The 22,692-nt window shown below is 69.2% G+C and carries 23 protein-coding genes; 12 read left to right on the forward strand and 11 right to left on the reverse strand.

The annotated features are described in order from the left end of the window. Nucleotides 1-1,080: 1,080 nt before the first annotated feature. On the reverse strand, nucleotides 1,081-1,791 hold the full coding sequence (locus ACWV14_RS00820; RefSeq protein WP_454901868.1) for a 2OG-Fe(II) oxygenase: 711 nt from the start codon (nucleotides 1,789-1,791) through the stop codon (nucleotides 1,081-1,083). 98 nt (nucleotides 1,792-1,889) lie between these two features. Between ACWV14_RS00820 and ACWV14_RS00825 the strand changes: the two genes are divergently transcribed. Genes ACWV14_RS00825 through ACWV14_RS00840 form a run of 4 tightly spaced genes read left to right on the forward strand, consistent with a single transcriptional unit; the run spans nucleotide 1,890 to nucleotide 4,363 of the window. Further along, nucleotides 1,890-2,240 carry a hypothetical protein gene (locus ACWV14_RS00825; protein WP_454901870.1) on the forward strand — a complete coding sequence of 117 codons (351 nt, stop codon included), beginning with the start codon at nucleotides 1,890-1,892 and terminating at the stop codon, nucleotides 2,238-2,240. Continuing rightward, nucleotides 2,237-3,052 carry a zeta toxin family protein gene (locus tag ACWV14_RS00830; protein ID WP_422088943.1) on the forward strand — a complete coding sequence of 272 codons (816 nt, stop codon included), beginning with the start codon at nucleotides 2,237-2,239 and terminating at the stop codon, nucleotides 3,050-3,052. The genes ACWV14_RS00825 and ACWV14_RS00830 overlap by 4 nt, the downstream gene beginning before the upstream one ends. Further along, nucleotides 3,049-3,558 carry a GFA family protein gene (locus ACWV14_RS00835; protein ID WP_454901872.1) on the forward strand — a complete coding sequence of 170 codons (510 nt, stop codon included), beginning with the start codon at nucleotides 3,049-3,051 and terminating at the stop codon, nucleotides 3,556-3,558. The genes ACWV14_RS00830 and ACWV14_RS00835 overlap by 4 nt, the downstream gene beginning before the upstream one ends. Before the next feature lie 4 nt (nucleotides 3,559-3,562). Further along, nucleotides 3,563-4,363 (forward strand): 2-keto-4-pentenoate hydratase, encoded by an 801-nt coding sequence (locus ACWV14_RS00840; RefSeq protein WP_454901874.1) that lies wholly within the window; start codon nucleotides 3,563-3,565, stop codon nucleotides 4,361-4,363. A 19-nt stretch (nucleotides 4,364-4,382) separates the two neighbouring features. On the opposite strand, the gene ACWV14_RS00845 is transcribed toward ACWV14_RS00840, so the two are convergent. Then, entirely contained in the window at nucleotides 4,383-5,303 is a 921-nt protein-coding gene (locus ACWV14_RS00845; protein WP_454901876.1) for an AraC family transcriptional regulator, read from the reverse strand. Nucleotides 5,304-5,309: 6 nt separating this feature from the next. Then, entirely contained in the window at nucleotides 5,310-6,212 is a 903-nt protein-coding gene (locus tag ACWV14_RS00850) for a LysR substrate-binding domain-containing protein (protein WP_081267332.1), read from the reverse strand. 186 nt (nucleotides 6,213-6,398) lie between these two features. Between ACWV14_RS00850 and ACWV14_RS00855 the strand changes: the two genes are divergently transcribed. The 3 genes from ACWV14_RS00855 to ACWV14_RS00865 are packed head-to-tail and all read left to right on the forward strand — an operon-like array spanning nucleotide 6,399 to nucleotide 9,287. Next, complete coding sequence (locus tag ACWV14_RS00855; RefSeq protein ID WP_258351965.1) at nucleotides 6,399-7,598, forward strand: acyl-CoA dehydrogenase; 1,200 nt, start codon at nucleotides 6,399-6,401, stop codon at nucleotides 7,596-7,598. A gap of 8 nt (nucleotides 7,599-7,606) precedes the next feature. After that, on the forward strand, nucleotides 7,607-8,845 hold the full coding sequence (locus ACWV14_RS00860; RefSeq protein ID WP_454901878.1) for a CaiB/BaiF CoA transferase family protein: 1,239 nt from the start codon (nucleotides 7,607-7,609) through the stop codon (nucleotides 8,843-8,845). 13 nt (nucleotides 8,846-8,858) lie between these two features. After that, a complete protein-coding gene (locus ACWV14_RS00865; RefSeq protein ID WP_454901880.1) occupies nucleotides 8,859-9,287 on the forward strand; it encodes a VOC family protein in 429 nt (142 codons plus the stop codon). A gap of 15 nt (nucleotides 9,288-9,302) precedes the next feature. On the opposite strand, the gene ACWV14_RS00870 is transcribed toward ACWV14_RS00865, so the two are convergent. Both ACWV14_RS00870 and ACWV14_RS00875 read right to left on the reverse strand, forming a co-directional pair. Next, entirely contained in the window at nucleotides 9,303-9,761 is a 459-nt protein-coding gene (locus ACWV14_RS00870) for a CopD family protein (protein ID WP_454901882.1), read from the reverse strand. Nucleotides 9,762-9,817: 56 nt separating this feature from the next. Next, nucleotides 9,818-10,786 (reverse strand): LysR family transcriptional regulator, encoded by a 969-nt coding sequence (locus ACWV14_RS00875; protein ID WP_422088936.1) that lies wholly within the window; start codon nucleotides 10,784-10,786, stop codon nucleotides 9,818-9,820. A 127-nt stretch (nucleotides 10,787-10,913) separates the two neighbouring features. Here ACWV14_RS00875 and ACWV14_RS00880 point away from each other — a divergent pair, with 127 nt between their 5' ends. From ACWV14_RS00880 to ACWV14_RS00900, 5 genes are all read left to right on the forward strand, one after another. Continuing rightward, complete coding sequence (locus ACWV14_RS00880) at nucleotides 10,914-12,254, forward strand: DUF3100 domain-containing protein (RefSeq protein ID WP_454901885.1); 1,341 nt, start codon at nucleotides 10,914-10,916, stop codon at nucleotides 12,252-12,254. 149 nt (nucleotides 12,255-12,403) lie between these two features. Continuing rightward, nucleotides 12,404-13,594, forward strand: coding sequence for a M20 aminoacylase family protein (locus ACWV14_RS00885; RefSeq protein ID WP_454901887.1), 1,191 nt, complete (start codon nucleotides 12,404-12,406; stop codon nucleotides 13,592-13,594). Beyond that, on the forward strand, nucleotides 13,591-14,976 hold the full coding sequence (locus ACWV14_RS00890) for an L-serine ammonia-lyase (RefSeq protein ID WP_454905978.1): 1,386 nt from the start codon (nucleotides 13,591-13,593) through the stop codon (nucleotides 14,974-14,976). The genes ACWV14_RS00885 and ACWV14_RS00890 overlap by 4 nt, the downstream gene beginning before the upstream one ends. 57 nt (nucleotides 14,977-15,033) lie before the next feature. Further along, the gene (locus ACWV14_RS00895; protein ID WP_454901889.1) at nucleotides 15,034-15,864 is read left to right on the forward strand and encodes an isocitrate lyase/PEP mutase family protein; all 831 of its coding nucleotides are present in this window, start codon (nucleotides 15,034-15,036) and stop codon (nucleotides 15,862-15,864) included. A 4-nt stretch (nucleotides 15,865-15,868) separates the two neighbouring features. Further along, a complete protein-coding gene (locus ACWV14_RS00900; RefSeq protein ID WP_454901891.1) occupies nucleotides 15,869-16,444 on the forward strand; it encodes a uracil-DNA glycosylase family protein in 576 nt (191 codons plus the stop codon). Between the two features lie 2 nt (nucleotides 16,445-16,446). Here the strand turns inward: ACWV14_RS00900 and ACWV14_RS00905 are convergent, their stop codons facing one another. The 6 genes from ACWV14_RS00905 to ACWV14_RS00930 all read right to left on the reverse strand — a co-directional run bounded on the left by ACWV14_RS00905 (nucleotide 16,447) and on the right by ACWV14_RS00930 (nucleotide 22,611). Further along, nucleotides 16,447-18,096, reverse strand: coding sequence for an amidohydrolase (locus ACWV14_RS00905; RefSeq protein WP_454901893.1), 1,650 nt, complete (start codon nucleotides 18,094-18,096; stop codon nucleotides 16,447-16,449). A gap of 113 nt (nucleotides 18,097-18,209) precedes the next feature. After that, nucleotides 18,210-19,199, reverse strand: coding sequence for a Bug family tripartite tricarboxylate transporter substrate binding protein (locus ACWV14_RS00910; RefSeq protein WP_454901895.1), 990 nt, complete (start codon nucleotides 19,197-19,199; stop codon nucleotides 18,210-18,212). Between the two features lie 65 nt (nucleotides 19,200-19,264). Continuing rightward, complete coding sequence (locus tag ACWV14_RS00915) at nucleotides 19,265-19,621, reverse strand: cupin domain-containing protein (RefSeq protein WP_454901897.1); 357 nt, start codon at nucleotides 19,619-19,621, stop codon at nucleotides 19,265-19,267. 24 nt (nucleotides 19,622-19,645) lie between these two features. Further along, nucleotides 19,646-20,653 (reverse strand): quinone oxidoreductase family protein, encoded by a 1,008-nt coding sequence (locus ACWV14_RS00920; protein WP_454901899.1) that lies wholly within the window; start codon nucleotides 20,651-20,653, stop codon nucleotides 19,646-19,648. A gap of 312 nt (nucleotides 20,654-20,965) precedes the next feature. Next, on the reverse strand, nucleotides 20,966-21,850 hold the full coding sequence (locus ACWV14_RS00925; RefSeq protein ID WP_454901900.1) for a 3-keto-5-aminohexanoate cleavage protein: 885 nt from the start codon (nucleotides 21,848-21,850) through the stop codon (nucleotides 20,966-20,968). Further along, complete coding sequence (locus ACWV14_RS00930; RefSeq protein WP_454901902.1) at nucleotides 21,847-22,611, reverse strand: SDR family NAD(P)-dependent oxidoreductase; 765 nt, start codon at nucleotides 22,609-22,611, stop codon at nucleotides 21,847-21,849. Before ACWV14_RS00930 ends, ACWV14_RS00925 begins: the two co-directional genes overlap by 4 nt. Nucleotides 22,612-22,692 lie beyond the last annotated feature (81 nt).

Consider the following 22,692-nt stretch of genomic DNA (forward strand, 5'->3'; position numbering starts at 1 on the left):
CGCCCGACGGTGCTTCCAGCTTGTGAAGCACGCCCGGATGGTCGCTGCGCGCCAGCACGCGGAAGTCGGCGCTCAGAAGGGCGCTGTCGCCGTGGCCGATGCTGCTGCTGAACTGCTGCACGAACCCCGACAGGCGTCCCAGCGACACGTCTCCCGCCACCACCAGCGCCTGTGTGCCGCCCTCGGCATAGCGCCGCTTGCCGGGCAGCGCGTAGGTCACGCCCAGTTCCTGCGCGGCGGCAAATACATAAGGCTGCGTCCAGACCGGCCCCTGCGCCTTGCGGGCCTGCACGTACCAGCTGCGCTGCGTCGGGTCGTAGCTGCTGCGCAGAGTCTCGACGCGCTGCGTGGCGTAGCGGTCTTGCGCGTCGGCTTCGGCCGAGGGCGGTGGCTTGTAGTGCCAGGTCTCGGTGGTGAACTGCGGGCCGCGCTCTATATGGCGCATGGCGGGCGTGGGGTAGCGCAGGGCCATCAGCATCTGGCCGGCTTCGTTGGCCACGTAGATGCTGTCGAGCTCGGGCGACTGCGCCAGCAGCGTCCACAACAGTTCCGACGTTCTCTCGGACTGCTCGCCCGCGGGCCGCAGGCTGGGGGCGCTGCCCGCCGCGTCGATCACCGACTCGGCCTTCTGCAGGAAGGCCAGCACCTTGTCTTCGGTGCGGTCGTGGTTGGCCTTGTGCGCGGAAATGCCGATCCGCGAAACCAGCCGCTGCGATCCCCAGTAGCCCAGCGACACCAGCAGCAGCGACTGCGTGAGCGCCACCGCACTGACGATGGTGCCAACGTCCACCCTGAAGTGCCGCGAGCGCCTCGATGGCTGTGCCGCGGCGGCGGATTCGAAAGGCGGCTTTCCCGCCACACCCGGATTCCCGGACGAGTTCTTGTTCATACAGCTCCCTGACGACCACTCGAACACATCCGCGCCACGAAGGCGCGGATCGGCATCAGGCGAGTCCACGGCCCCGATCGTTGGTGTCGGGGATCCTGGCGGGTGCCTGATGCGGTGGCGATTTTCGCCGGTCTTGGCTGTGGTTGCGGCCGTTTCGCACAAGTAGAACGACCGTTCGGGAAAGCCCTCGTTCAGCGCGCGTCGTGGAAGATGATGCCCAGCGTGTGCCTTCGGCCCGAGCGCAGGCGGCTCACGCCGTGGCGCATCGTCACGCGGTAGCTGCCGCGCGTACCCGACACGGGCCGCTGGTTGACCGCGAAGATCACCGCCTCGCCCAGCGCGAGCGAGACGACTTCGGCGCGCGACTGCATGCGCGGGCGCTGCTCGGTCAGCACGAACTCGCCGCCGCTGAAGTCTTCGCCCGGCTGGTTCAGCAGCACAGTGAGCTGCAGCGGAAACTGCAGGTCGCCGTAGAGGTCCTGGTGCAGGCAGTTGTAGTCGCCTTCCTGGTAGCGCAGCAGCAGCGGGGTGGGGCGCAACTGGCCCGCGGCATGGCAGCGCGCGAGATAGCTGGCGTGGTCCGGCGGGTAGTCGGCGGGCTGGCCCATCGCGGCGGCCCAGGCATTGGCCAGCGGCGCGAGGCGTTCGTACAGCGCGCCGCGCCACGCGGCCAGCTTGGCCGGCAGCGGGTTCGCGAAGTACTGGTACTCGCCCTGGCCGAAGCCGTGGCGCTGCATGACGACGCGGCTGCGGAAGTGGGCGGGGCGGTCGTACATCGCCGCGAGCGCGGCGCACTCCTTCGGCGTGAACAGCACGCCGGTGGTGGCGCAGCCGCGGGTGGCGAGTTCGGTTTCGATGCGGGGCCAGTCGAGCGCTTCGACAAGAGAGGCGGGGGTTGTCATGCGCGCAGTGTCCGGCTCCGGCAGTGCCGGCGCTCGCCGTTTCCGGACACGGGTCCGCGGCATGCACCGCGCCGCTCTTTTTGAGCGATCATCCGGCCATGGCAAGAGAAAAGACGACGACCGCGCGTGCAAGCGCCACGGGGCAACTGGTGCAGGGCCGCTCGGTTGCGACGCTGGGGCGCGGCATGGCGCTGGTGAAGGTCGGCAAGGCATCGCGGCCTGTGGTGCGCCCCGAAGACAACACGACCGTGCTGCTGAAGAAGGCGGCCCGTGCGCTCAACAAGCCCGGCATCGACAGGTCGGTGGTCTTTCGCGGACCCAACGCCGCCAGGATATTCGCCTACTACGCCTACCCGCAGGACCCCAGCAAGGTCATCCGCGAGTCCGCCGACGGCACCCAGGTGATCGGCCGGCTGGTCGACGGCAGGTTCCGCGCGAGCAAGGCGTGAGCCGCCGCCCGCCCAGCCTCGAGAAGCTGCTCGAGCAGACGCAGGGCCCGCGCCCGGTGGCGTTCGTGCTTGCCGGCCACAACGGCTCCGGCAAGTCCACGCTGTGGTACTCGCGGCTGGCCGCGTCGCTGCGGCTGCCACTCATCAACGCCGACCGCATGATGATGTCGATCCTGCCGGATGCCGACCCCAGGACGGGGCACATCCCCCTCTGGGCCCAGCAGCTGCGCGACGACGACCAGAAGTGGCAGATCCTGTCGCAGGAAGGCGTGCGCGCCTTCAAGAGCCTGGTGATGGACCAGCGCATGCCGTTCGCGTTCGAGACGGTCTTCTCCCACTGGAAGCCGCTGCCGGGCGGCGGCCATGAGTCCAAGGCGGACGACATCCGCGCGATGCAGCAGGCGGGCTACTTCGTCGTGCTGCTCTTCGTCGGCCTGGTGTCGGTGGACATGTCCGTCTTTCGCGTGAGCACCCGCAAGCAGCAGGGCGGCCACGACGTGGACCGCAGGAAGCTGGTCGAGCGCTTTCCCCGCACGCAGGCGGCGGTCGGCCATGCGGCGCAGATCGCCAACATGACGCTCATGTTCGACAACAGCCGCTCCGAGAAAGACGCTTTCGCGCTGGTGCGGGCGCAGGCGAAGAAGTCGGTTCTCTTCGACGCGCGCGATCCGCAGTTCAAGGTCGATCCTCAACTCCGTGCCGTGTGCGATCCGTGGCTGGAGAAGGTGACCGGGCCGTTCAAGCCGCGGCGCGTTTCGCCGGCGAAGAAGAAAATTCCACCGCAACAACCACAGGGCCGCAGCACCCCATGAGCACCACCTCGAATCCATCCCCCGACCAAGCCGGCGACGACTGGCAACTCCCCTGGGCCGGCGGCTGCCGCTGCGGCCAGGTGCGCCTGCGCATCAGCGCGCCGCCGCTGCTGTCGATGGCATGCCATTGCACCGGCTGCCAGGCCATGAGCGCGAGCGCCTTCTCGCTCTCGCTCGCCATTCCCGCGCAGGGCTTCGAGGTGGTGTCGGGCGAGCCCGTCGTCGGCGGGCTGCACGGTGCCGATTCGCACCACTTCTTCTGCCCGCATTGCAAGAGCTGGATGTTCACGCGCACCGAGGGCCTCGACTACTTCGTCAACCTCCGGCCGTCGATGCTCGACCGGCACGGCTGGGTCGAGCCCTTCGTCGAAACCTGGACCGACGAGAAGCTGCCCTGGGCCACGACGCCCGCGAAGCACAGCTTCGGTGCCCTGCCCGCAATGGATGCCTTTCCGGCGCTGATCGAGGCCTACGCCCTGGAAGGCGCCCGGCCCGCAAAGGACTGATGCCATGACCCCGCAAGCCGTTCTCGAGCACTACGACCAGGGGCTGCTGTGGCCCGCCGATCGCGCACTCCCCATAGCTGCCAGCGTCGACGCCGCCTACCAGCAGGCGCTGGCCTTGCGCGCGCTTCGCACCGCTCGCGGCGAGCGGCCCGTCGGCTACAAGATCGGCTTCACCAACCGCACGATCTGGCCCCGCTACGAGGTCTATGCGCCCATCTGGGGCACCGTGTGGCACACGACGCTCACACGCAGCAGCGGTGGCACCGCCGAGCTGAGCCTGGACAAACTCTGCCAGCCGCGCCTGGAGCCGGAGATTGTGTTCGGCATGGCCGCGACACCGCCGCAGGGTGCCACGCTGGAAGAACTCTTCGGCTGCATTGCGTGGCTCGCACCGGGTTTCGAGATCGTGCAGTCGCACCTGCCCGGCTGGAAGTTCGCCGCCGCCGACACCGTGGCTGACGGCGGGTTGCATGCGCGCCTGCTGGTCGGGCGCGAGACGCCGGTCGGCCACTTCGCCAGCAGCGCCCAGGCGCTGGACGGCCTGCTCGGCCGCACCCGCGTGAGGCTCTACCGTGGGGATGCACTTGTCGAAGAAGGCAAGGGCGTCAACGTGCTCGACGGCCCGCTGCACGCCTTGCACCACTTCAACCAGGAACTGCAGCGCTGCCCCGGCGCGCCGGCGCTGATGCCCGGCGACGTGGTCACCACCGGCACGTGGACCGATGCCTGGCCGCTGGAATCCGGTCAGTCCTGGCGCGCCGAGTTCGACGCGCCCTTCGATTCGCTCGGCATCACGCTGCGTTAGCAGCAGTTCCCGCCGTCATTCAAAGCGGCGCGATGGGAATGCAGATGTCGCATTCGAATGCGCCGGTCTTCTCGTCGAATGCGCCGCACGGCGAATAAAGCTCGAACGCCGGCCGGCCGTCGAACTGGAAGCCGCTGGCCGGCAGCCAGTCGCGCAGCAGGCGGGTCCAGGCGGCGTTGATCTCCGGCGGCACGCCGTAGAACTTCATTGCCGCATAGCGCCCGCCGGGCAGCACCGTCTTCTGGAAGCCGCCGTCGGGCACGAAGTCTTCCGGTACTTCCACTCCCGCGTCGTAGCGCGAATGCTCCGGCGCGGTGATGCTCGGGTCGTCGTGGCTGATGCCGTAGCGCGGATGCGACCACAGGTCGTGCGCGGTGATCCACGGCGCCACCTTCGTGCCCCAGAAGGCGCCCACCGGCGCGCCGAACGGGCCCACGTAGCGCAGGTAGGCAATGGTGAGGGGCGGGCGGGTGATGAGTTCGACGTTCATGGGCGTTGCCTCCGTTGGCGCGATGTCGCGCGGCGAAGGCCCATTCTTCGTGAAGCCGTGCAAAGCGATCTGATCAGGATTGCTTTCCGCGTCGGCCGGCGCCCAGCGGTGCGTTGTGCGCCATGCGGTCGGCGAACTGCCGAAGTGCGCGCGGAAGGCCCGCGAGAAAGCCTCGCCCGAGCCGAAGCCCACCGACAGCGCGGCGTCGAGCACCGTCACGCGCGGCTGCGTCGCCAGCCGCAGCGCCGCTACCTCCACCCGGCGCCGGCGGATGTAGTCGCCCAGCGTCTCGCCGGCCCATGCCGCGAACAGCCGGTGAAAGTGATACGCGGAGAAATGCGCCACGTCGGCCAGCGCCGCCAGTTCGAGCGGCTCGTCGAGGTGGTCGTCGATGTGCGTCAGCACCTTGTGCATGCGCCATTCGTACTCGGAGCGGTGGTCGCGCGGCATGCCCGTTCAGCCTTGCCGCGCCTGCCCGAGCAGCCAGTCGCTGAAGAACTTCAAAAGCGGGCGCTGGTCCGCGCGCTCCGGCGTGACGAGGTAGTAGTTGCGTTCGCCCGACAGCGGCCGCGCGCATGCGACGACAAGCTCGCCGCGCGCCAGTTCGTCCGCCACCAGCATCGTCGGCATCAGCGCCACGCCAAGGCCATGGGACGCGGCGGCCGCGAGGATGGAGAACAGTTCGTAGCGCGGCCCGCCGCGTGCGTTGGGCGCATCGATCTGCTGCGCGTCGAACCACTGGCGCCAGCCGTCGGGCCGGGTGCTCTGCTGCAGCAGCGGCATCTTCGCGATGGCTGCGGGCGTGACGGCCTTGCCGCGCGGCAGCAGGGCGGGGCTGCACACCGGCACCACGTCTTCGTGCATCAGCAGCAGCGCATGCGTGCCGGCCCAGTTCTCGACCTGCGCGGGCGTGCCGGCGTAGAGCGCGGCGTCGAACTCGGCATCCGCGAACAGGAAGGGACGGGTGCGCGTCTCGATGTGCACCACCACGTCGGGCTGCAGCGCCGCGAAACCCTTCAGGCGCGGCATGAGCCAGCGGGTGGCGAAGGTGGGCACGGCCGCCAGCGAGAGCGAGCCGCCCTCGCCCTGGTGCGCCATTGCGTCGAGCGTGTCGCGCTCCATGGCCTCGAGCCGCTTGGCCGTCTGCCGCGCATAGGCCGCGCCGCTGGCGGTGAGCGCCACGCCGTGCCGCGTGCGGCGGAACAGCGCCACGCCCAGGAAGGCTTCGAGCGTGCCGATCTGGCGCGACACCGCGCTCTGGGTGAGGGCAAGCTCCTGCGCGGCGCGCGTGTAGCTCTCGTGGCGCGCGGCGGCGTCGAAGCACACCAGGGTCTGCAGGGGCGGGATCTTGCGGCGCATGTATGCCTGGAAAGTATGAATGGAACGCAGCGCTTTCCAATGAAGACGCTGCCCGAACATCTTGCAAGACATTCTACAAACGCATATCTGGGTGAGGAATCCTCGTTTGCGTCATGGCCCCCGCGTGGCTAGGATCGACCGATCCCCCTCTTTTTGTTTTCTTCCCCCTTCTCCGGAGACAGCCACATGGCCGCCAAAGCGCAATTCCACTGGGACGACCCCCTTCTTCTCGACCAGCAACTGACCGACGAAGAACGCATGATCCGCGACGCGGCCAATGCCTACTGCCAGGAGCGCCTGGCGCCCCGCGTCATCGAAGGCTTCCGCACCGGCGAGACCGACCCGGCCATCTTCCGCGAGATGGGTGCGCTCGGCCTGCTCGGCCCGACCATCCCCGAGCAGTACGGCGGCCCCGGCCTCAACTACGTGGCCTACGGCCTGATCGCCCGCGAAGTCGAGCGCGTCGATTCGGGCTACCGCTCGATGGCCAGCGTGCAGAGCTCGCTGGTGATGGTGCCTATCTTCGAATTCGGCACCGAAGCGCAGAAGCAGAAGTTCCTGCCCAAGCTCGCCACCGGCGAATGGATCGGCTGCTTCGGCCTGACCGAGCCCGACCACGGCTCCGACCCCGGCAGCATGGCCACGCGCGCCAAGAAGGTGCCGGGCGGCTACTCGCTCAGCGGCTCGAAGATGTGGATCAGCAACTCGCCCATCGCCGACGTGTTCGTGGTGTGGGCCAAGGAAGTCAGCGAAAGCGGCACGGTCGGCCCCATTCGCGGCTTCGTGCTCGAGAAGGGCATGAAGGGCCTGAGCGCCCCCGCCATCCACGGCAAGGTCGGCCTGCGCGCCAGCATCACCGGCGAAATCGTGATGGACGGCGTGTTCTGCCCCGAAGAAAACGCCTTCCCCGAAGTGCAAGGCCTGAAGGGCCCGTTCACCTGCCTGAACAGCGCCCGCTACGGCATCTCGTGGGGTGCCCTGGGTGCCGCCGAAGACTGCTGGCACCGCGCCCGCCAGTACACGCTGGACCGCAAGCAGTTCGGCCGTCCGCTGGCCGCCAACCAGCTCATCCAGAAGAAGCTGGCCGACATGCAGACCGAAATCACGCTGGGCCTGCAAGGCAGCCTGCGCCTGGGCCGCATGAAGGACGAGGGCATTGCCGCTGTCGAAATCACCTCGATCATGAAGCGCAACAACTGCGGCAAGTCGCTGGACATCGCCCGCATGGCGCGCGACATGATGGGCGGCAACGGCATCAGCGACGAATTCGGCGTTGCACGCCACCTGGTGAACCTGGAGGTGGTCAACACCTACGAAGGCACGCACGACATTCACGCGCTGATCCTCGGCCGGGCCATCACCGGCATCGCGGCGTTCGCGAACTGATCGAACGCATGAGCAACAAGCCCGCAGCACTCGACGGCATCAAGGTCCTCGATCTGTCCCGCGTGCTCGCGGGCCCGTGGTGCACGCAGATCCTGGCGGACCTGGGCGCCGACGTCGTCAAGATCGAACGCCCCGGCGTCGGCGACGACACGCGCACCTGGGGCCCGCCCTTCATCAAGGACGCGAACGGCAACGACTCCGACCAGGCCAGCTATTTCACCGCCTGCAACCGCAACAAGCGGTCAGTCACGGTCGACATGGCCACGCCCGATGGGCAGGCGCTGCTCAGGCAGATGGCGGCGCAGGCCGACATCGTGGTGGAGAACTTCAAGACCGGCGGCCTGAAGCAATACGGCCTCGACCAGGAAAGCCTGCGCGCGGCCAACCCGCGCCTCATCTACTGCAGCGTGACCGGCTTCGGCCACGACGGCCCCTATGCGGAGCGCGCCGGCTACGACCTGATGATCCAGGCCATGACCGGCATGATGAGCATTACCGGCCGCCCCGACGACGTGCCCGGCGGCGGCCCGCTGCGCGTGGGCGTGGCACTGACCGACCTGTTCACCGGCGTCTATGCCAGCACCGCCATCCTCGCGGCGCTGCAGGTGCGCGACCGCACCGGCGAAGGCCAGCACATCGACATGGCGCTGCTCGACGTGGGCATGGCCATCCTCGCCAACCAGGCCAGCGCCTTCCTCAACACCGGCCATGCGCCGCAGCGCCAGGGCAATACGCACCCGAGCCTCGCGCCCTATCAAGACTTTCCGACGCAGGACGGCGCGATGCTGCTGGCCATCGGCAACAACGGCCAGTTCGCGCGCTTCTGCGAGGCGGCTGGCCATCCGGAATGGGCGAGCGACGCGCGCTTTGCCACCAACACCCTGCGCGTGAAGCACCGCGGCGTGCTGATCCCGATGATGGAAGAGCTCACGCGCACCCGCACCACGGCCGCGTGGGTCACGCTGCTCGAGGACAAGGCCGTGCCCTGCGGCCCGATCAACGACATTGCCCAAGCCTTCGACGATGCACAGGTCAAGGCGCGCGGCCTCGCTGTCACGCTGCCGCGCGACGCGGGCGACGGCATTGCCAGCATCACCGGCGTGGCGAGCCCGCTGCGCCTGTCGGCCACGCCGCCGGTGCTGCGCCACGCGCCGCCGGCGCTGGGCCAGCACACGCGCGAGGTGCTGGCAGAGATGGGCATCGACGACGCCCGCTTCGACGCCCTGCGTTCGGCCGGCGTGGTCTGAAGAGTCCGCCGGCATGACAAGCCCGATGCGCCCGCCGTTCTCGGTGCTGCGCATCGACCATGTCGTGCTGCGCGTGAAGGACATGGAGCGCGCCGTAGCGTTCTATTGCGACGTGTTGAACTGCACCGTCGAAAAGCGCCGCGACGACCTGGGGCTGGTGCACCTGCGTGCCGGCGCGAGCCTGATCGACCTCGTCACGCCAGACGGCCCATTGGGCAAGCAGGGCGGGGCGCTTGCCGGTGCCGAGGGCCGCAACCTCGACCACCTCTGCCTGCGCATCGAGCCCTTCGATGAAGCCGGCATCCGCGCGCTGATGGCGCGGCACGGCGTCGCCATCCAAGGCGACGTGCACCACAACTTCGGCGCCGAGGGCAACGGCCCGTCGATCTACCTCAGCGACCCCGACGGCAACACCGTCGAGCTCAAGGGCGCTCCTTGCTGATTCAACTGGCCTGAGTCAGCCCGCGCGCCCGATGGTCGCCACGGCGAACACCACCACGCCCAGCGCCAGGTTCAGCGTCACCAGCTTGCGCACGGTGTTCAGCCGCGCGGCAGCCGCCGGCCAGGCGCTTTCTTCCACCGCGCGCCGCAGCGCCCGGAACACCGATGCGCGGATATAGACGTAGATCGCGGCCATCACGATCGCGATGCTCATCATTGCCTCGATGCGCCAGTGCAGGCCGCGAAAGCCGCCTGTCGCAAGGATCATCGTCACGCCGGTCACGAACAGCAGCGTGACCGACGCATCCACCCCGACGAAGAAGCGCCGCAGCGTCGCGGCCATCATGCGCAGCCGCAGCGGCGGCTCCAGCGTGGCGACGGCCGATGGGCGCACCGCGAAGTGCATGGTCGCCATGCCGCCGACCCAGAAGGCGGCGCACAGCAGGTGGATGAAAAGCGCAATGACGTAGGACATGGGGTCCGATCAGAACACCGAAGCGGCGGTGCGCGCAATGCGGCCGAACATCCCTTTCAGGCCGGGGTGCTTCTGGCCCGCGCGGCCGTGCGCTTTTCCTTGCCGGGCGTGTCGTCGGCATAAAGCCGCATGTCGGCCACCACGCGGCGCAGCAACTCGGCCGCGGCCGGCGACAGCATGCGCCCGTGCCGGGACACGATGTGCGAGCGCCCCTGAGACAGCAGCGGGTTCTTCATCGGCAGCTCCACCAGTTCGGGGCTGTTGGCGTTGGGCGTGAGCGAGATGCGCGTGCCCAGCGTGTAGCCCAGCCCGGCCGACACGAAGTGGCCGAGCGCGCTGAACGAGGTGGTGGTCAGCAGCGCGGGCAGCCGCACGCCCTCGCTGACCTCCGCTGCCTCGATGTGCTGGCGCACGCCGAAGTGGCGGTGCAGCGTGGCGCCGGGGTAGGGCAGCAGGTCGGCCAGCTTGAGCGGCCGGCCCAGCTGCGCGAGCGGATGCGAGCGCAGCACCATCGCCTGGATGGGCTGCGGGTGCGACTGGTGCGAGGTGAGCCGGTCGTCCTTTGGTGGCTGGAACAGCATGCCGATGTGGGCGCGTTCCTCGACCACGCGGCGCACGATCTCGTCGGTGCTGGCCACGTCCAGCTCGATGGTGATCTTCGGGTGCGTGGTCATGAAGTCGCGCAGGCTGTGGCGCATGAGCCAGTCGACGTAACCCTCACCCGCCACGATGTCGATGTGCCCGCGCTCGATCTTGCGGATGCTGTCCATCTGCGCCATGAGGTGCTGCTTCTGGCTGTTCTGGCGCCGCACGTAGCCGGCCAGCATCTCGCCCGCGTCGGTGGCCACCACGCCGCGTCCGTGGCGCTCCAGCAGCGGCACGCCGCACTCCTGCTCGAGGATGCCGATGGCGCGGCTGACGGCCGAGGGGTCCATGTCCAGCACGTCGGCGGCGCCGCGCACCGAGCCGCTGTCGAGCACCTGCATGAAGTAGCGCACGCGGCGCGTGTCGAGCTTGTCGTCCATGGCCCGGTCTCCTGAAGTTCGTGGCGAGTGTTGCATTCAATGCATCGAATATCCTGATTTACGGTCATTGATGCAATAGAGCCGGACGCGGAAACTCGCCGGCATTCCGCCAGAAGAAGCCCCACCCATGACCTCTGCCGCCTCCGTTCTTTCCACAGCCGTGCCCTCCAGCGCCTCCGGAAAACTCAAGCTCGTGCTCGTCACGCTGGCCATCGTGGCCGCGGCTGAACTCATCGGCCCGGTGCAGTTCAGCGTCGGCCCCGGCAAGGTGGCGCTGCTGCCGATGCTGTGGGCGCTGCTGATCGCGGCCGTGTGGGGCATTGCGCAACGCCGCGTGCCGGGCGCGGTGCGCGTGGCGACGGCCGAGCAGTCGCTGGCCGGCGGCCTGCTGAACGCGGGCCTGCTGCTGTTCGTGGTGAAGCTGGGCCTGACGGTGGGCGCCGCGCTGCCGCAGGTCAAGCAGGCCGGCTGGGCGCTGCTGTTCCAGGAGTTCGGCCATGCGCTCGGCACCCTGGCGCTGGGCCTGCCGCTGGCGCTGCTGCTGGGCATCAAGCGCGAGGCCGTGGGCGCGACCTTCTCGGTGGGCCGCGAGGGCAACCTGGTGATCATCGGCGAGAAATACGGCATGGCCTCGCCCGAAGGCCGCGGCGTGCTGGCCGAATACATCACCGGCACCGTGCTGGGCGCGCTCTTCATCGCGGTGCTGGCGGGCTTCATCGCCAGCCTGCACATCTTCGATCCGCGTTCGCTGGCCATGGGCGCCGGCGTGGGCTCGGGCAGCCTGATGGCCGCAGCGCTGGGCGCCATCGCCGCGCAGCAGCCGGCCGAGATGCTGCCGCAGCTCACCGCCATTGCGGCCGCGTCGAACCTGCTGACCACCGTGGCCGGCTTCTACTTCACGCTGTTCCTGTCGCTGCCGCTTTGCTCGTGGCTCTACGGCAAGCTGGAGCCGGTGCTGGGCCGCTTCTCCAAACGCGGCGCGCAGGACGCGGCGGGCACCGGTGCGGTGTCGCAAGTCAGCGTGCCGCACGGCGGCGCCACGTCGCTGCGCGACACGCTCATCGCCTGGACGGTGGTGGGCGGCGGCGTGCTCATCGGCAATTCGCTGACCTACAAGGTGCCGGTGCTGGTGTCGCTCGAAGGCATGGCGGCGGTGGTGCTGATCGCGCTGGTGGTCGAGGGCATCAAGCGGCTGGTGCCGCGCCTGCCGATGGTGCTGGTGCTGTCGGTGGTGGCCACGCTGGCGGGCATTCCGGGGCTGTTTCCGTTTTCCGACGCGCTGATCGCCATCACCGCCAAGCTCAACTTCCTGGCCTTCACCACGCCGGTGCTGGCGCTGGCCGGCTTCTCGGTCGCGAAGGACCTGCCGGTGTTCCGCCAGCTGGGCTGGCGCATCGTGGTGGTGTCGCTCACCGCCACGGCCGGCACCTTCCTTGGTGCGACCCTCATCGCCGAATTCTTCCACTGACGAAAAAGGCTCGCCCCCAGGCTGCGCGCACTTCGTGTCGCGCACGCCTTCCCCCTACCGGGGGCAACACCTGCGGCCCGGCAAAGCCGGTTCCGCGGTATTCCCCGAAAAGTCCTTCCAGTCCCCACTCATCAACCGAGATCATTCCTATGTACCGCGACCCCGAAATCGCCGAAGACACCCGCGCCCGCATGCTCAGCTGGCGCCGCGACATCCACGCCAACCCCGAGACCGCCTTCGAGGAACACCGCACCGCCAACGTCGTCGCCAATGCGCTGATGCTGATGGGCCTGCCGGTGCACCGCGGCCTGGCCGGCACCGGCGTGGTCGGCACGCTGAAGAACGGCGAGGGCCCGAGCATCGCGCTGCGCGCCGACCTCGACGCGCTCAACATGCAGGAACTGGGCACGCAGGCGCATGCCTCCAAGTGCGTCGGCAAGATGCACGCCTGCGGCCATGACGGCCACACCGCCATGCTGCTGGGCGCTGCCGAGCACCTGTCGCGCCACAAGCCCTTCAAGGGCACGGTGCACTTCGTGTTCCAGCCCGCCGAGGAGAACGAAGGCGGCGGCCGGGTGATGGTGGAGGAGGGCCTGTTCGACCAGTTCCCGGCCGACGCCGTCTACGGCATGCACAACTTCCCGGGCCTGCCGCGCGGGCAGTTCGCGATCCGCAAGGGCACGATGACGGCCTTCCTCGACACCTTCGAGATCGTCGTCACCGGCAAGGGCAGCCACGGCGCCATGCCCGAGACCGGCATCGATTCGGTGGTGGTCTCGGCCCAGCTCGTCAATGCATTGCAGACCATCGTGAGCCGCCGCACCGGCGCGACCGACTCGGCCGTGGTCAGCGTCACGCAGATCCACGGCGGCGACACCTGGAACGTGATTCCCGAAACCGTGGTGCTGCGCGGCACCGTGCGCACGCTCGACGCCGCCATCCAGGACAAGACCCAGGCCGCCATGCAGCAGATCTGCGACGGCGTGGCCGCCACGCACGGCGCGAAGGTGGCGCTCGAATACCGCCGCGGCTACCCCGGCGTGGTCAACACCCCCGCCGAGACCGATGCCGCCGTGGCCGCCGCCGCCAGCCTGGTCGAGCGCGCACAGGTCAAGACCGACATCCCGCCGGCCATGGGCTCGGAGGACTTCGCCTTCATGCTGCAGAAGCGCCCGGGCGCCTACATCGGCATCGGCGCGGGGGAAGGCCCGAACGACCCGAACGTGCACAACCCGTGCTACGACTTCAACGACAACATCCTGCCCCTGGGCGCGGCCTACTGGGTGGCGCTGGTCAAGCAGCAGCTTCCTGCATCAAGGGATGAGGGCATGATGCGCTGATGCTCTCCGCCTTCGACATCTTCAAGATCGGCATCGGCCCGTCGAGCTCCCACACCGTGGGGCCGATGCGCGCCGCGCTCATGTTCGCGCGCTCGCTCGAAGCACGCGGCCTGCTCGCGCGGATCGCGCGGCTGCATGCCGACCTGTTCGGCTCGCTCGGCGCCACCGGGCACGGGCACGCCACCGACCAGGGCGTGATCCTCGGGCTCTTCGGCGATGCGCCCGACACCGTGCGGCCCGAGACAGTGCAGCCCCGGCTGGAGGCGCTGCGCCGCACCGGGCTGCTCGACCTGCTGGGCCGCAAATCCATTGCCTTCGACCGCGTGCGCGACATCGCCTTTCGCGGCGAAGAGTCGCTGCCGGAGCATCCCAACGCCATGCGCTTCACCGCGTTCTCGGCCGAAGGCGCCGTGCTGGCCGAGGGCACGTACTTCTCGGTCGGCGGCGGCTTCGTCGTCGAGGGCGGGAAGGCCGTGGCCGAGACGGTGGCCGCCGCGTCCGCCGTGCCGCATCCTTTCTCCACAGGCGACGAACTCATGGCGCAATGCCGCGCCACCGGCCTGTCGGTGGCTGCGCTGGTCATGCGCAACGAATGCGTCTGGCGGCCCGAGGCCGAAGTGCGCGCCGGGCTGCTGCGCATCTGGGGCGTGATGCAGCAGTGCGTGCAGCGCGGCTTCGGCATCGACAACCCGCTGGCCGCAGAGGCGCTGCCCGGTCCGCTGCGCATGCGCCGCCGCGCGCCGGAGTTGAACCGCGAGCTGCTGGCGCAGGCCGGCGCCGCCGATCCGCTCGCGGTGATGGACTGGGTCAATGCCTTCGCGATGGCGGTGAACGAGGAAAACGCCGCCGGCGGCCGTGTCGTCACCGCGCCCACCAATGGCGCGGCGGGCGTGGTGCCGGCCGTGATGCACTACTACCAGCGCTTCGTGCCGCAGGCGAGCGACGACGGCATCGTCGACTTCCTGCTCACCGCCGCGGCCATCGGCATGCTCTACAAGGCCAACGCCTCCATCTCGGGCGCCGAGGTCGGCTGCCAGGGCGAAGTGGGCGTGGCCTGCTCGATGGCGGCCGGCGCGCTGGCCGCGGTGCTCGGCGCCACGCCGGCGCAGGTCGAGAACGCCGCCGAGATCGGCATGGAACACAACCTGGGCTTGACCTGCGACCCGGTCGGCGGCATGGTGCAGATCCCCTGCGTGGAGCGCAACGCGATGGGCGCGGTCAAGGCCATCAACGCGGCGCGCATGGCGCTGCGCGGCGACGGCAGCCACTATGTGTCGCTCGACGCGGTGATCCGCACCATGAAGCAGACCGGCGAGGACATGAAGTCCACCTACAAGGAGACTTCGCTGGGGGGGCTTGCGGTGAACGTGGTGGAGTGCTGACGGAGGCTGCGTCAGAATGGCCGGCTCACTGTGTCCAATGCAGAAAGCCGAGGCCCCATGACCCGCTCCGTCGCCGAAAAGCGCGCTGATTTCCGCGCCCTCCACGAAAAAGGCTGCTTCGTCATTCCGAACCCCTGGGACACGGGCAGCGCGCGCTACCTCGAAGGCCTGGGCTTCAAGGCGCTGGCCACCACCAGCTCCGGCTTCGCGTGGTCGCGCGGGCGGGCCGACGGGGCGCTGTCGCGCGCACAGATGCTCGACCACCTGCGTGAGCTGGTGGCCGCCACCGGCCTGCCGGTGAACGCCGACTTCGAGAACGGCTTCGCCGCCGATGCGCAAGGCGTTGCCGAAAGCGTGCGCCTCGCCATCGAGACCGGCGTGGCCGGCCTGTCGATCGAGGACTCGACCGGCAATGCGGCCGACCCGCTCTTTCCCATTGACGTGGCGGCCGAGCGCATGCGCGCCGCGCGCCAGGCCATCGACGCCTCGGGCGCTGACGTACTGCTGATCGGCCGCGCGGAGAACTTCTTCGCCGGACGGCCCGACCTGGACGACGCCATCGCGCGGCTCAAGGCGTATGCGGACGCGGGCGCCGACTGCCTCTACGCGCCCGGCATCAAGACCCGCGAGCAGATCGCGGCGGTGGTCGCGGCCGTGGCGCCCAAGCCGGTCAACCTGCTGGTCGGCGGAACCAGCGAGCTGAGCATGGTGGACATCTCCGAGCTCGGCGTGCGCCGTGTCAGCGTGGGCGGCGGCATGGCGCGCGCTGCCTGGGGCGGCTTCATGCGCGCCGCGCGCACGCTCGCCGACGAAGGCCGCTTCGACGGCTTCGCGGACGCCGCGGCGGGCAGCGAACTCGACGCCTTCTTCCGCCCGTTCGCCGGCTGACGCGGTGGATGCGCTGCTCGCCGAGGTACGTGCCTGCCGTGCATGCGCGGTGCACCTGCCGCTCGGGCCGCGTCCCGTGGTGCAGGCCAGCGCGAGCGCGCGGCTGTTGCTCGTCGGGCAGGCACCCAGCCTCACGGTGCACAAGACCGGCGTGCCGTGGGACGACCGGAGCGGCGAGCAGCTGCGGCGCTGGCTCGGCGTCGACCGTGCCGTCTTCTACGACCCCGCGCGCATCGCGCTCATGCCCATGGGTTACTGCTACCCCGGCCGCGGAACCAGCGGCGACCTGCCGCCGCGCCGCGAGTGCGCCGCGCTGTGGCACGACAAGCTGCTCGCGCAGATGCCGCACATCGAGCTGACGCTGCTCATCGGCCAATATGCACAGCGCCACTTCCTCGGCAAGACCGCGCGCGGCAACGTGACCGGCACGGTCGAGGCCTTCGCCGACTACGCGCCGCGCTTCATTCCGCTGCCGCATCCATCGCCGCGCAACACGGGCTGGTTCAAGCACCACCCGTGGTTCGAGAGCGACGTGCTGCCCGCGCTTCGCGAGCGGGTGCGCCTGGCACTCGGCACCTGAGGTCAGCGCGCCGACGCCACCGGGGTCGCCGCCGCATCGAACGGCCGCACCGCGTACACCACGCGCCCGCCCACCACTGTCATCAGCGATGTGGTCTTGCCGATGCGCTCCAGCGGCACGGCAAGAAAGTCCTGGTCGAGCACCGCGAAGTCCGCGAGCTTGCCGACCTCCAGCGTGCCGCGCCGGTTCTCGTCGAAGCTGAACCATGCGCTGCCCGCTGTGTACAGGCGCAGCGCTTCTTCGCGCGTGGGTGTTTCGTCGGGACCGCGCATGGCCTTGCCGCTCACCGTCTTGCCGTCGAGCATCCATTGCAGCGCGACGAAGGGGTTGTACGAGGCCACGCGGTGCGCGTCGGTGCCCGCGCCCACGTTCACGCCGGCACGCAAGGCGGTGCCGATGGGCGGCATGCGCCGTGCCGCGTCGCCGCGCACGGCGAGCGCGCGGTCGCCCTGGAAGTACATCGCGTCCTGCATGGTCCAGCCGATGCCCAGCGCCTTCATGCGCGCGAGCGTCTCGGGCGAGGCGTCGTCCAGATGCGCGATGGACCAGCGCAGGTCCTTGATCGGCACCTCGGCGTTCAGCTTCTCGTACAGCCCGAGCAGATGCTCGACCGAGCCGTTCTCCTGCCAGTGGATGGTGACGGCCAGCTTGCGCTGCGCCGCCCACTTGATGAGCTCGTAGAACTTCGCCTTCACCGCCTCGTCGGGGAAGTTGTTGTTGTACATCGCGAGGGTCACGCGCTCGCCCAGGCCATTGAACTTGAGCATGTCGTCGCCGAAGCCCATCGGCGGCATCTGCGTCAGGTCGCGAAACTCCTGCAGCTCGGCGCCGGGCTTCTGCGCGAACACGCTGTAGGCCACGCGCAGCGTCAGCGCCTTCTCGCGCCACAGCTCGAACAGCGCCGCGTATTGCGAGGGCGCGATGCTGAAGCCGCCGGGGTCCACCAGGCCGGTGATGCCGAGCCGGTTCAGCTCGGTGAAGAAGGCGCGCGTGCCGGCCACGTTGTCGTCGTAGGTCGGCTTGGGCAGCTTGTCGAACAGCGCCGAGATGCCGACGATGTCGCCGGTCATCCAGCCCGGCGCGCCATCGGGCGAGGGCTTCATGCCCGCGGGCAGCGTGCCGGCGGGAACGCCCAGCGCCTCGAGCGCCTTGGGCGTCATCACCACCGCTTCGTAGAAGAGCTGCACGTACACCGGATTGTTCGGCGCGGCCTCCTGCAGCTCGGCCAGCGTCGGCCTGCGGCGTTCGGCGAACTGCTGCTCGGTCCAGCCGCCGGCCACGATCAGCCAGCCGCCGGGGCGCGCGCTGGCCGCGGCGGTGCGAATGCGTGCCATGGCCTCGGCGATGGTGCCGGCGCCGATCCAGTTGACCTCGGTCGAATAGCTCAGCGCGGCGCGCACCGCGTGCATGTGCGAGTCGATGAGGCCGGGAATGACGGTGCGTCCGCCAGCGTCCACGGTGCGCGTGGCGGGGCCCGAGAGCGGTCGCACCTGCGCGGCGTTGCCGACGGCCACGATGCGCCCGTCCCGCACAGCGAGCGCCTGCGCGGTGGTGCCGGCTTTGTCGAGCGTGACGATCTTTGCGTTGGTGACGACGAGGTCTGCCGGTTGCGCCTGTGCGGCAAGGGTCAGGGCGAAGAGGCTGGCAAGCACCAGCGCCTTGCCAGGGACACCGCGGAACCGGCTTTGCCGGGCTGCAGGTGTCGCCCCCTGCAAGGGGGTTGGCGTAGCGACACGAAGTGCGCGAAGACTGTGGGTGAGCTTCATCAGTCGACCTTGATGCTTGCGGCCTTGACCACTTGCTGGGCCTTGGCGGTCTCGTCGACGATGAACTTGTTGAATTGCACCGACGACATCGTGAAAGGCTCGGCGCCGAGCTTCTCCAGCCGCTCCTTCAGCTCGGGCGAAACCATGATCTTCGCGACCTCGGCCTGCAGGCGGTCGACCACCGGCTGCGGCGTCTTCGCTGGCGCGAACAGTCCGACCCAGAACAGGTATTCGGAGCCGGGCACGCCGGCTTCCACCGTCGTCGGCGCATCGGGCAGCGCCGACGAGCGCTTGCCCGTGCCCACCGCCAGTGCCTGCAGCTTGCCGGTCTTGATGAGCGGCAGTGCCGACACCATCGGCGCGAAGAACCAGTCGACGCGCCCGGCCATCACCTCGGTCATGGCCTCTGGCGTGCCGCGGAAGGGCACGTGCTGCGCGTCGATGCCGGCCGCAAGGCGGAACACCTCGGCATTCATGTGCGTGGCCGAGCCGTTGCCGGCGGAGCCGTAGTTGAAGCCGCCCGGCTTGGCCTTGACCTTGGCCACCAGGTCTTTAACGTCGGTGAAGTGCGACGGCGCCGTCACCAGCACGTTGGGCAGGCTGGCCATCGGCGTGATGCCGGTGAAGTCTTTGAGCGTGTCGTAAGACAGGCCCTTGTAGATCCACGGGTTCACGAGGTGGCCGGCCGAATGCACCAGCAGCGTGTAGCCGTCGGCCGGCGACTTGGCCGTGATGGCCGCGCCCAGCGTGCCGCCCGCGCCGGGCTTGTTGTCCACGATCACGCTGGTGCCCAGGGCGGGCCCCAGCTTCTCGGCCACCAGGCGCGCGACGATGTCGGTGCCGCTGCCCGCCGTGAACGGCACGACCAGCCTGACCGCCTGCGTGCCGGGCCACGGGCCCTGCGCATGGGCGCCGCCGAGCGCGCAGGCCGCGAGAGTCGCCGCCACGGCCAGCGTGCGCCGGCGGCTCCAGTTGAGTGTCTTCTTCATGCGTCTTGTCTCCGTTGATTTATTTGGTTGAGCGATGAATGACTGACCGACCGACGAAAGAGCTGCTACGGCGGCGGCGCGTTGGGCATCACCAGCGCGACCAGCACCGGCCGGTTGGTGCGGTTTTCCAGCTGGCGCTTTTCACCGGGGGCGAAGCGGCAGCTGTCGTATTGCTCGAGCACGTCTTCCTGGTGCGCGCCGTCGGTCTCGCCGACCACGTGGAGCTGGCCTTCGAGCACGAGGTAGAGCTTTTCCATCGGCGAGCCGTCGAGCCCGGTGTGGCCGCCGGGCAGGATCTGGCTCATGCCCATCCACATCTGCGTGGAGGGGCCGGCTTCCTTGCCTTGCAGGCGCAGGCAGCGCATGTCGAAATGGTTGGGCGCCTCGTAGTGCGGCGCCGCGCTGAAACGGGTCACGTGCATGGGATGTGCTCCAGGAGGGGTTCTTCAGGGCCGCAGTACGACGCGGTCGGTGCTGCCCGACAGCACCAGGCGGTAGGCGTCCATGGCTTCGTCGAGCGTGAAGTGGCGCGCGACGGGAAAGGGCTTCAGCGTGCCGCGCTCGAAGCCTTCGCGCATGGCGTCGAGCTGCGCGGTGCTGGCGATGCAGTCCATCGCCAGCGAGTCGATGCCCACGAAGGTGTGCATGCCGCGGTAGAACGCGAAGATGTCGAAGGCCACGGCGCGGTCGTGCGTGGCAATGAAGATCTGCGTCGCACCCTTGGCCATCGCCTTGTTGGCGGCCTCGAAATAGGCGCTGCCGACGGTGTTGTAGACGATGTGCGCGCCGCGCCCGTCGGTCAGCTCTCGCACCCGCGCGGCCACGTCGGTGTGGTGGCGCGCATCGATCAGGTCCACCGGCCCGTTCGCAAAGCCCGCATATGGGCCGGCATGGCGCTGCACCGCGATCACGCGCGCACCGGCCTGCGACGCCAGCTGCACGGCCGCCTGCCCGACCTTGCCGTTGGCGCCGAGTACCAGCACCGTCTGCCCGGCCTGCGGCATGCCGCTGCGCCGAAAGCCTTCATACGCGGTGACGAAGGGCACGCCGACCGCGCCGGCCTCGTCCATCGAGATGCCGCGGGGCTTGGCGCGCAGCGCCTGTTCGGGCAGCACCAGATAGCGGCCGTGGGAGCCGTCGCGCGTGATGCCGATGTCGCCGCCGGAGCCGTAGACTTCGCGGCCGATCCATTCGGAAGGGCCGCTGACGACGGTGCCCGCGAAGTCGCGGCCGGGGGTTCTGGGCCACACGGCCTGCGGCATGATGCCGAGCGTTGCCTTGACGTCGCTGGGGTTCACCGCGGCGGCGGCGATGCGCACGACGGCGTGGCCCGGGGGCGGGGTGGGTTCGGCCTGCGGCGCGGCGTGCAGTTGCAGCGCATCGAGGTTGGCGGCTTTCTCGTTCACGCGCAATGCGCGGGAGGTGTGGGTCGTGTGCATGGCAGCGACGTTCATCTTTGGTTTCCTGCTTGCTGTGTTTTTTGGGGCTCGTGTTTTTGTTCGGGGCGAGTGCACAGGCCACCGGGTACTCCCCTGCGCGAATGTCCCCCGGGGCTTCGCCCCTCCTCCTTTATTTCGCTGCGGGGAGCACCCGGCGTCCTGTGCACAGGGCACGCTGCTGGTTCGCGGCCGATCAACGACTGCTCTGTCCGACGATCACGACGGCGGGGTGCCTTGCGCAGCGAAATAAAGGAGGAGGGCGAAGCCCGGGGGACATTCGCGGAGCAAGGTACCCCGTCGGCGTGAGCGCGCCCCGAACGACGCGCTTCAGACATTCGACAGCCCCAGCATCGCGCGCGCTTCACGCGGGTTGGCTACTACGCCCCCCAGGCTCACGAGGATGTCGCGCGCCTTCGCCACCAACTGGGCGTTGCTCTCGGCGAGAACGCCTTTCTCGAGGTAGATGTTGTCCTCCATCCCCACGCGCACATGGCCGCCCAGCAGCCACGACTGCGCGACGATCGGGAACTCCATGCGGCCGATGCCGAAGGCGCTCCAGAACGCGCCGCGCGGCAGCATGTTGCGTGCGTAGAGCAGCGTCTCGGGCGTGGGCGCAAAGCCGTACTTCACGCCGAGCACGAAGGTCCACATGGCAGGGCCATCGAGCGTGCCGTCCGCGATCAGGTCCAGCGCCAGGTTGATGTCGCCCGAATCGAAGATTTCCAGCTCCGGCTTCACGCCCGCCTCGCGCATCACCTTCGCCATGCGGCGCACATTCCTCGGCGTGTTGATGACCACGTCGGGGCCGGAGTTCATGGTGTTCAGGTCGAGCGAACACACATCGGGCCTGATGAGCGCGATGTGCTCCACGCGCTTCTCCGGCGGCAGCAGCGTGGTGCCGGGCGCGGCGACCTTCGGGTCGTCCTCGCTCGGAATGAAGCGCCCGCCCGGGCCGGTCGTGAGGTTGATGATCAGCTCGCGGTTCCCGCGGCGGATGCGGTCCACCACCTCGCGGTACAGCTCCACCTCCATCGACGGCTTGCCGGTTTCCGGATGGCGCACATGGATGTGCACCTGCGCCGCGCCGGCCTCGGCAGCGGCCAGGCATTCGTCGGCGATCTGCACCGGCGTGATCGGCAGGTGCGGCGTCTGCTCCGGCTTCACGAGGTTGCCCGTGACGGCGCAGGTGATGAGTGTCTTGGCGGCGCTCACAGGTGGCGCCCTCCGTCGACCACGATGCGCGTGCCCGTGACGAAGCGCATGGTGGTGGCCAGCGCCTCGACCGTGGCCGCCACGTCGTCGGGCTTGCCGATGCGGCCCAGCGGCGTGGTGCTGGCCATCTTGCTGGCGAACTCCGCGCCGCGCCCGGGCACGAAGCCCGACTCCACCGCGCCCGGCGACACCGACACCACGCGCACGGCAGGCGCCAGCGCCTTGGCCAGCGCGTCGCCGACCACGTCGAGCCCGGCCTTGGCCGCTACGTAGGCCAGGTTGCTGCCCACGCCCGTGAAGCCGGCGATGGACGAGATATTGGCCACCAGTCCGTCGCCGCTGGCCTTGAGCATCGGCGCGAAGGCGCGGATGGTGGCGAACACGCCGCGGAAGTTGGCGCGCACGATGTCGTCGATGAGATCGTCGGTCAGCGCATCGAGGTCGGCGGCCGGCACGGGCTGCGTGTGGCCCGCGCTGTTGACGAGGATGTCGCAGCGCCCGTGCGTGGCCTTCACCTCGGCCGCGGCGGCCACGAGGCTCGCCGAGTCAATGATGTCGGCGCGGATCGCTGCATGGCGCTGACCGTTGGCCGAGGGCAGGTCGGCCGCGCGCGCCGCGGCGTCGTCGCCCTTGCGGTGCAGCAGCACGCAGGTCGCGCCGAGCGCGGCCAGGCGCGTGGCCGTGGCATAGCCGATGGCGCCCAGGCCGCCGGTGATGACGGCAACCTTGCCGTCGAGTCTGGAGACAGGATCGAAGCTCATGGATGTGAGAAGAGTTGGTTGATCGGGGTGTTGCCCCCTCGAAGGGGGTTGGCGAAGCGACACGAAGTGCGCGAAGCCTGG

It is taken from the genome of Variovorax durovernensis (assembly GCF_977011995.1).

Excerpts from the sequence above, each read along its gene's own strand:
- ACWV14_RS00865 (WP_454901880.1), top strand. The coding sequence starts at position 8,859 with ATGACAAGCCCGATGCGCCCGCCGTTCTCGGTGCTGCGCATCGACCAT.
- ACWV14_RS00855 (WP_258351965.1), top strand. The coding sequence starts at position 6,399 with ATGGCCGCCAAAGCGCAATTCCACTGGGACGACCCCCTTCTTCTCGAC.
- ACWV14_RS00845 (WP_454901876.1), bottom strand. The coding sequence starts at position 5,303 with ATGCCGCGCGACCACCGCTCCGAGTACGAATGGCGCATGCACAAGGTG.
- ACWV14_RS00930 (WP_454901902.1), bottom strand. The coding sequence starts at position 22,611 with ATGAGCTTCGATCCTGTCTCCAGACTCGACGGCAAGGTTGCCGTCATC.
- ACWV14_RS00870 (WP_454901882.1), bottom strand. The coding sequence starts at position 9,761 with ATGTCCTACGTCATTGCGCTTTTCATCCACCTGCTGTGCGCCGCCTTC.
- ACWV14_RS00885 (WP_454901887.1), top strand. The coding sequence starts at position 12,404 with ATGTACCGCGACCCCGAAATCGCCGAAGACACCCGCGCCCGCATGCTC.
- ACWV14_RS00910 (WP_454901895.1), bottom strand. The coding sequence starts at position 19,199 with ATGAAGAAGACACTCAACTGGAGCCGCCGGCGCACGCTGGCCGTGGCG.
- ACWV14_RS00895 (WP_454901889.1), top strand. The coding sequence starts at position 15,034 with ATGACCCGCTCCGTCGCCGAAAAGCGCGCTGATTTCCGCGCCCTCCAC.
- ACWV14_RS00920 (WP_454901899.1), bottom strand. The coding sequence starts at position 20,653 with ATGAACGTCGCTGCCATGCACACGACCCACACCTCCCGCGCATTGCGC.
- ACWV14_RS00835 (WP_454901872.1), top strand. The coding sequence starts at position 3,049 with ATGAGCACCACCTCGAATCCATCCCCCGACCAAGCCGGCGACGACTGG.
- ACWV14_RS00825 (WP_454901870.1), top strand. The coding sequence starts at position 1,890 with ATGGCAAGAGAAAAGACGACGACCGCGCGTGCAAGCGCCACGGGGCAA.
- ACWV14_RS00880 (WP_454901885.1), top strand. The coding sequence starts at position 10,914 with ATGACCTCTGCCGCCTCCGTTCTTTCCACAGCCGTGCCCTCCAGCGCC.
- ACWV14_RS00915 (WP_454901897.1), bottom strand. The coding sequence starts at position 19,621 with ATGCACGTGACCCGTTTCAGCGCGGCGCCGCACTACGAGGCGCCCAAC.
- ACWV14_RS00850 (WP_081267332.1), bottom strand. The coding sequence starts at position 6,212 with ATGCGCCGCAAGATCCCGCCCCTGCAGACCCTGGTGTGCTTCGACGCC.
- ACWV14_RS00860 (WP_454901878.1), top strand. The coding sequence starts at position 7,607 with ATGAGCAACAAGCCCGCAGCACTCGACGGCATCAAGGTCCTCGATCTG.
- ACWV14_RS00820 (WP_454901868.1), bottom strand. The coding sequence starts at position 1,791 with ATGACAACCCCCGCCTCTCTTGTCGAAGCGCTCGACTGGCCCCGCATC.
- ACWV14_RS00840 (WP_454901874.1), top strand. The coding sequence starts at position 3,563 with ATGACCCCGCAAGCCGTTCTCGAGCACTACGACCAGGGGCTGCTGTGG.
- ACWV14_RS00875 (WP_422088936.1), bottom strand. The coding sequence starts at position 10,786 with ATGGACGACAAGCTCGACACGCGCCGCGTGCGCTACTTCATGCAGGTG.